This window comes from Martelella sp. (assembly GCF_984369615.1).
In genome coordinates this window covers 1-7095 of the sequence record NZ_CFHTCS010000232.1, presented here as the reverse complement: position 1 = coordinate 7095, position 7095 = coordinate 1, and the positions used below count along the sequence as shown (strand labels likewise).

Sequence of the window (7095 nt, the reverse complement as noted above, 5' to 3'; positions counted from 1 at the left end):
ACCGCGGCAACTCGATGACGGACACGGCGCCCCTCGTCAAGCAGACGGGAGAAGAAGCCGGTGTAGTAGGCGTTGCCCGCAAGTTCGGCGATGGCGACGTGAAACTCGCGATTGGCCTCGATCATGGCAAAGGCGTCGCGAGCCTCCACAGCGGCGACGAACGCATCCTGCCGCTCGCGGATCTCCTCCATCACTGCCGGCGCATGCGGGCCACGCGCGGCGGCCCCCCTGGCGGTGATCCGGTACATCAGCGTCAACGCCTCGAAATAATGGGGCATCTCAGCGAAATTGATGGCCGATACGATGGTGTTGCGATTGGGCAGCGTGGTCACCAGCGCGTCGCTGGCAAGCCTGAGCAAGGCCTCGCGCACCGGCGTGCGCGACATGCCGAACCGTTCCGACAGCCGGACCTCGTCCAGCGGGCTGCCCGGCGTCAGTTCCATTGCCAGAATTTCCCGGCGCAGCGTTTCATAGACCGTCTGGGTTCCCGATCCGCGCGTCCTCGCCTTTGCCGTCTCTTCCGTCGCCGCCATCGCCGCTTGTGCTCCGGGTCTCCACACGCAGGCGCGTGGACCATAGAGCATGTCCGCACTCCTTGAATCGCGAACACGCTCTAACCTTTTGTTTTTTCGCGCGTCCGGACGGAAAACCGGTCTCCACTTTTCCCGGACGCGCTCCAACATCCGTGCAGCAGGCCCGCCCTGAGCCTGCCAGAGCCCTGCAGGACCCGAACATACGTTGCCGACGGCCTGTTGTCGACAGTTTGTGCTCAGAAAAACAAGCTTTTTGGCGCTCGTCAGCGCGGTCACGCCCGCGTTTGCTCGACCGTCCTCGTCGCGGAGGAACGGCTGACGGGAAGGGATGACGGCACGGTCACGGGGATCAGATCAACCGTTGCCGTCAGTCGACCTGTTCGAGATCGTCCTCAAGCTCGGCCATGTCCTCGCCGCCGGCCATCAGGTTCAGCACTTCCTCGCGGGTCTTCTCGCCGCGTTTGAAATCGGCCGCAACCTCGCCCTGGATCAGAACGCAGAACTCGTCGCCGACGGCCATGGCATGGCGGGCATTATGGGTGATGAAGACGATGCCGGCGCCGTTCTCGCGCGCGATCCGCATCATCTTGAGCACCATGGAGGCTTCCTTGACGCCAAGCGCCGATGTCGGTTCGTCGAGGATCAGCATCTTGGCGCCGAAATACATGGCCCGGCCGATCGCCAGCACCTGTCGCTCGCCGCCCGACATGGTGCCGACCAGCTGGTCGCCGCTTTTCACCCGCGTCAGCCCGAAGGCCTGCATCTGCTCGACCGCGACACGATTGGCCAGCGCGCTGTCGAATCGGCGCAGCGGCCATCTGCCGGTCACGGGTTCCGCGCCGAGAAAGAAATTGCGGCCAACGCTCATCAGCGGGATCGAGCCGACATCCTGGTGCACGGTGGCAATGCCGCGCTTGCGCGCCTCGCGCGGTCCGGAAAACCGCGTTTCGCGGCCCTCGAAGATCAGCGCCCCGGAGGACGGCTGGTGATAGCCCGAGAGCACCTTGATCAGCGTCGACTTGCCCGCGCCATTATCGCCCAGAAGGCAGAGGATCTTGCCGGGCTCGACCGTCATCGAGACCTTCTTCAACGCATGGGTGGTGCCGAAATACTTGTCGACGTCGCGCAGTTCCATCAGGGACATCGGACCCTCCCTCAGCGTGAGGCCAGCGCGAGCCGGCGGATATAGTTGTTGGCAAGAACGGCGATGGCGAGCAGGCCGCCAAGGAAAAACTGGATCCAGTCGGTGTTCCAGCCGGTATAGAAGATGCCGGTCGAAATCACGCCAAAGAGCGCCGTGCCGAGCACGATGCCCAGTACCGACCCGTAGCCGCCGGTCAAAAGAATGCCGCCGATGACGACGACGATCGGCGCCTGGAACACATAGCCCATGCCATAGGTCGCATTGCCGGAATTCCACTGGATGCCCTGCAGAATGCCGACAAGGGCGGCGGCGAACCCCGTCGCCACGAAGAGCGTGATCTTGACGCGCTCGACGGGAACGCCCGCGCCGCGCGCGGCATTGAGATTGCCGCCGGTGGCATAGATCCAATTGCCGAACACGGTTTTCGACAGCAGCCAGTAGCCGGCAAGGGCTGCCAGCGCCCACCAGAGAATTGCGATATTGGCCTGGCCCCAGCGGGCGGCGAAGACGAACTTCGCGCTGTCGGAGGCAATGATGGAACTGGAGGTGACATTGGCGATCAGCCTTGAGAAACCCATTGTCGCGCCGATGACGATAAAATTGGTGGCGAGCGTGACGATGAAGGAAGGCAGATTGGTCTTGACCACGGCAAGCCCGTTGCAAAGCCCGATCACCATGCCGGCGACAAGCGCGACCCCGATCATCGGCCAGATCGGCAGGCCGAGCTGATTGGTGCCGAGCGCGACGATCATCGAGGCGGCCCCGACCGTGGAGCCGATCGACAGGTCGAACTCGCCGGAAATCATCAACAGGCCGACCGGAATGGCGACAATGCCGAGTTCGGCCGCGAGGTTCAGCCAGCCGGCCGTGCCGTTGATCGAAACGAAGCCGGCGCCGGAGGTGGCGACGGCGAAAAACAGATAGGTGAGGATGAAGGCGGCGAGAGCGCCTGTCTCCGGCCGTCGGATCACGGACTTGATCACGTCATTGCTCCAGTCTTGGCGTCTTTTTGCGGCATGTCATGCACCCCGGCCCTACCGGGCGGAGACTGCCGGGCATGACCCGGCAGGCATTCTATCTGGATGGCCTCGCGCCATCCCTTACGAGGCGCCGCGCACGCCGCCATGGGCCTTGTTGACCTCGAGCGTCTTGTCGACATTGGCACTGTCAATGACGAGCGGTCCGGTCTTCACGTGGCCGATCGGGTGCAGTCCGTAGTTCAGATACTGGTTGGCGATCAGCATCGACAGATAGCCCTGCAGATAGGGCTGCTGGTCCATGGCGAAGGCGAGGTCGCCGTTCTTGATCGCCATCAGCGCCTCGTTGGAAAGGTCGGCCGTGCCGATCATGATCTCGCCCTTGCGGCCGACCTCATCAACCGCGCGCAGCGCGCTCATGGCCGGTACCGCGTTCAGCGTGTAGATGCCGTCAATGTCGGGATTGGCCTGCAGCGTGCCCTTGATCGCCTGGGTCATGGCCTGCGGATTGGTGGCATCGCCCGTGCCGATGGTCTGGTAGATGGTCTCGGAGCCGGCCTCTTCCATGTCCGCAACATAGCCGTTGCAGCGTTCTTCCACCGTCGGATTGCCCGGCACCTGATTGAAGCAAAGTCCCTTCTTGACGCCGGCATCGGCCTGAATTTGGCCGGCCTTGTAGCCCATCTGGTAAGGATCCTCGCCGACAAAGCCGATCGAGCCGTTGTCTTCCCAGAGCGTCTGCCCGGAATTGTGGATCAGCACCGGAATGCCGTCTGCCGTGGCTTCGCGGATCAGCGGATCCATGCCGTCGGGGAAGAATTCGCCGACGAGCAGCATTTTCGGATTGCGGCTGATCGCCTGTTGCAGAAGCCGCGGATAGTCGCTGGTCATGTTGGCCGTGTCGGTGACGGCAATGTACTGGTAGTCGAGCCCATAGGCTTCGGCCGCGTCGTCAAAGCCCTTCTTCACGGCGGCGAAAAACGGCCAGGACAGGGGGCCGCTGACGACAAGCAGCGGGCCATCGTCAGCCGCCTTGGCGGGCAGAGCGGCGGCAAGCGCGATGATGGTGGCCGCGCCGATGCCCTTCAGTGTATCGGTGAATTTCATCATTTCCCTCCCTCGGATACGGCGAAAACCGGAGTGGCAACCACGCATCCTCCATGCAGGTTCATCGCCTCGATCCGTTTCAATCATCCTCAATTAATCCATCCTGTCAATAATTATTCATGTTGATTTATTATTGACCTCGCTGCCATCGCGACCTAGCTTGACGCTCACCGCCGGCCGGTTTTCGTTCGCCCTGCCGGCATGGCGCCGATAGATGCCGGGGAAGAGGGAGGGAGAATGCGTTCAGTTCTTTGTTACGGGGATTCAAACACTTACGGCCAGACTACGGCCAATCGGCCCGATGACCGTTATCCGCATGACGTGCGCTGGCCGGGCATTGTCCGCGCCATTCTGGGCGACCGCTGGCTGGTGATCGAGGAGGGGCTTTCCGGCCGCACCACCGTCAGCGACGACCCGATCGAGGGCGCGGAAAAGAACGGGCGAACCTACCTGAAACCCTGCATCATGAGCCACAAGCCGCTTGATCTGGTGATCGTGATGCTCGGCACCAACGACCTGAAGATCCGCTTCAACAAGACCGCCGGCGAGATTGCCATGGGCGTCGGCGCGCTGGTCTCCGACATCAAGGCGCTGCCGGCAGGCGTCAATGGCAAGGTGCCGGAAATCATGATCGTCGCCCCGCCGCCGACGGCCATGGAACTGAAGGAATGGTCCGGCGTGTTCATGGGCGCACAGGAGAAATCCCGGGCGCTGGCAGCCGAGTATGAGCGCATCGCCGAGGCGCAGGAAGTGCATTTCTTCGATGCAGGACTGGTGGTCAGTTCCAGCGATGAAGACGGGTTTCACCTCGACGCCGCCGCCCATGCAGCCCTTGGCAAGGCCATCGCCGAGGAGATAGAGGCAATCGGCTGGGGCGAGGAACACGCGCGCGCCTCCTGAAGCCACCTGACGGATCAACCCATGCGCCCGCAACGCAGCCGGGCGCGGAGACTGCTAAAAATGCCAGACATGAGATTTGCCCCGCCGCCTTCCGTTCGCATTGCCGAGCGCAGCACCGGCATGAACCAGGTTCTCGCGCGCTCCTACAATGAGCGGCTGATCATGTCGCTGCTTCTGCAGAACCCGGGCCTGTCGCGCATGCAGCTCGGCGAGGCGAGCGGGCTTTCCGCCCAGACGATTTCCGTCATCGTGCGTTCGCTGGAAAAGGACAATCTGGTTCTGAAGGGCGAGGCCGTGCGCGGGCGCATCGGCCCACCGACAACCCCGATCAGCCTCAATCCCGAGGGGGCGTTTTCGATCGGCATCAATATCGGCCATCGCAATCTCGACGTGGTGATGAGCGACTTCGTCGGCAATCCGATCAGCCGCAGGGCCTTCTTCTACGACGAAGCCCGCCTCGACGATGTGCGCAGGACCGCCCGCGCGGCGGTGGAGGCCGCCATGGCCGAAGCGCCGAAGGCCCGGCGCGCGCGGCTTGCCGGCATCGGGCTTTCGCTGCCCTCCGACATGGGGCCCTCGATCGAAGAGGCCAGGGCCATTCTCGATTTCGACTTCGAGGCCGAACTCAGCCGCGCAAGCGGGCTCGATGTCTTCATCCAGGACGACGTCACGGCGGCGGCGAGCGCGGAATGCATGTTCGGAGCGGCGCGCAACCTCAACGACTATCTCTATTGCGTGGTCACGCCGCACATCGTCCCGCGCCTCGTGCTCGGCGGACGCATTCATGCCGGCCATGACCAGGCCTTTTCCGGCGAGAGCGAGGCGGCGATGATGGATCGCTTTCTGGCACTGCGCGACGCGCCGGAGGCGTCCGGCGACAATATCGACAGCTGGATCGGCGCGGTGGCGGACGAGCTTCACGCCCTGATCACCTCGCTCGGGAAGTTCGCGCGCGTGAAGACGGCCATCATCGCCGGGCTTTTGCCTGATGCGGTGCTTGCCGATATCGTCTCGCGGCTTTCCGGGATTTCCGGGGCGGACAGCGAGACCGCGATCGAGAAAAGCAGGCTCGGCCCCTGGGGGCTGGCGATCGGCGCGGCCGCCCTGCCGTTTCATTCCCGCTTCATGAATGACAGTCCGGTTTCGGCCGGCTAGCGCATCGGCCCGAAAATCGGGTCTGATTTTCGGAAAGCACGATGCGTAGATTCAACAGGTTAGAGAGCCCCCTATTCGTACTGCATCAGCTTTTCATTGACCGCATCGACCTTGCGCAGCCGGTCGCGGCCCGTGCGCCCCGCCTTCAGCGTCGCGCGCACCACGATCTGGTGGCAAAGCGCCAGCACGGCGGCATGGTTGAACTGCGGGCCGTCGGAATGAATGCGGCAGTGAAAATGCCAGTGGGCGGCGGGATGGCGGGCCATGTTTTCATCCGAGATCAGCGCCAGCCGGGCGCCGCTTTCCACGATCGTGTCGAGCAATTGCCGCGTGCCGGCGATGCGCCGCCGCAGCGTGATTGCGATCACCAGATCGCCCTCCTTGATCCGGGCCACATGTTCACCCAGCGTCTCGCCGCCCTGCGGGAAAACCACGACCTCGCCAACGATCTTGGTCAGTTGCCAATAGAGGTAATGGGCGAAGGACTGGCTGATGCGCTGGCCGGTGATCCAGACCTTGCGCGCATCCACCACGGCAGCGGCGAGCGCTTCCAGCTCGCTTGCATCGAGATTGGCGAAGGTCCAGTCGAGATTGTCCTTCTCCTCGCGCATGTCGAGGGCAAGGGCCGCGGCATTGGCCTCCGGCTCGGCATGGGCGAAGAACGCGCGCGAGCCGGTCTGGCGCTCGTCGCGCACCGCCTTTTTCGCCTGGTCGTAGCTGGCAAAGCCGAGCTTGCGGATGAAGCGCGATACGGTGGCCTTGGAGACATCGCACAACCGCGCCAGTTCCTGCGCGTCATAGCTGCCAAGCTCGCCCGGAAAATCCAGCAGGAACTCGCCCAGCTTGCGCTCGGCCGGGCTCAACTGCGGCAGAACGCGCTGCACGCGGGTCAGAAAGGGGGCCTCGTCTCCGGCGTTCTGGAACTCTGATTTCATGATTTCCCATTAACGGTGGCACGCGGAGAAAGGCAAGCCACGAAATCAGAAATTCGGATTTCAGAGCTGCGCTATCGCATGCCTGCGTCAGGACTGCCGGATTTGCAGGCTACTCACCGTCCTTGCCGCCTAAACGGTCGGCAAATTGCCTAATTAGTAGCCAATTTTCATATATGCCTATTTTTTGCTTGCGCGACTTCTGAAACTGTAGTTTCCTTTTCTGGAACTTGAATTTCGTCAATACGTCCGCCTCGACCCAAGACCGCTGAAACCGGAGTTCTGACATGACAGCCCGACCGCTGAAATCCCTGATCCTCGCCGCCACCGCCCTTGCAGCCCTCGCG

The 7095-nt window shown here is 62.9% G+C and carries 7 protein-coding genes; 2 read left to right on the top strand and 5 right to left on the bottom strand.

The window, feature by feature from the left end; all coding sequences use genetic code 11:
- The 4 genes from AC5DC2_RS16515 to AC5DC2_RS16500 all read right to left on the bottom strand — a co-directional run.
- Positions 1 to 533: GntR family transcriptional regulator (locus AC5DC2_RS16515; protein ID WP_491699269.1), on the bottom strand; the 533-nt coding region annotated here is incomplete at its 3' end.
- Positions 534 to 900: 367 nt separating this feature from the next.
- Positions 901 to 1677: an ATP-binding cassette domain-containing protein gene (locus AC5DC2_RS16510; RefSeq protein ID WP_491699268.1), complete on the bottom strand. Its 777-nt coding sequence runs from the start codon at positions 1675 to 1677 to the stop codon at positions 901 to 903.
- An 11-nt stretch (positions 1678 to 1688) separates the two neighbouring features.
- A complete protein-coding gene (locus tag AC5DC2_RS16505; protein WP_491699267.1) occupies positions 1689 to 2660 on the bottom strand; it encodes an ABC transporter permease in 972 nt (323 codons plus the stop codon).
- 117 nt (positions 2661 to 2777) lie between these two features.
- Complete coding sequence (locus AC5DC2_RS16500; protein ID WP_491699266.1) at positions 2778 to 3761, bottom strand: sugar ABC transporter substrate-binding protein; 984 nt, start codon at positions 3759 to 3761, stop codon at positions 2778 to 2780.
- Positions 3762 to 3998: 237 nt separating this feature from the next.
- Between AC5DC2_RS16500 and AC5DC2_RS16495 the strand changes: the two genes are divergently transcribed.
- Entirely contained in the window at positions 3999 to 4661 is a 663-nt protein-coding gene (locus AC5DC2_RS16495) for an SGNH/GDSL hydrolase family protein (protein WP_491699265.1), read from the top strand.
- Positions 4662 to 4721: 60 nt separating this feature from the next.
- Positions 4722 to 5816, top strand: a complete 1095-nt coding sequence (locus AC5DC2_RS16490; RefSeq protein ID WP_491699264.1) for an ROK family protein — start codon at positions 4722 to 4724, stop codon at positions 5814 to 5816.
- A 71-nt stretch (positions 5817 to 5887) separates the two neighbouring features.
- Here AC5DC2_RS16490 and AC5DC2_RS16485 read toward each other — a convergent pair whose 3' ends face one another.
- A complete protein-coding gene (locus AC5DC2_RS16485; RefSeq protein ID WP_491699263.1) occupies positions 5888 to 6751 on the bottom strand; it encodes a MurR/RpiR family transcriptional regulator in 864 nt (287 codons plus the stop codon).
- Positions 6752 to 7095: the final 344 nt, after the last annotated feature.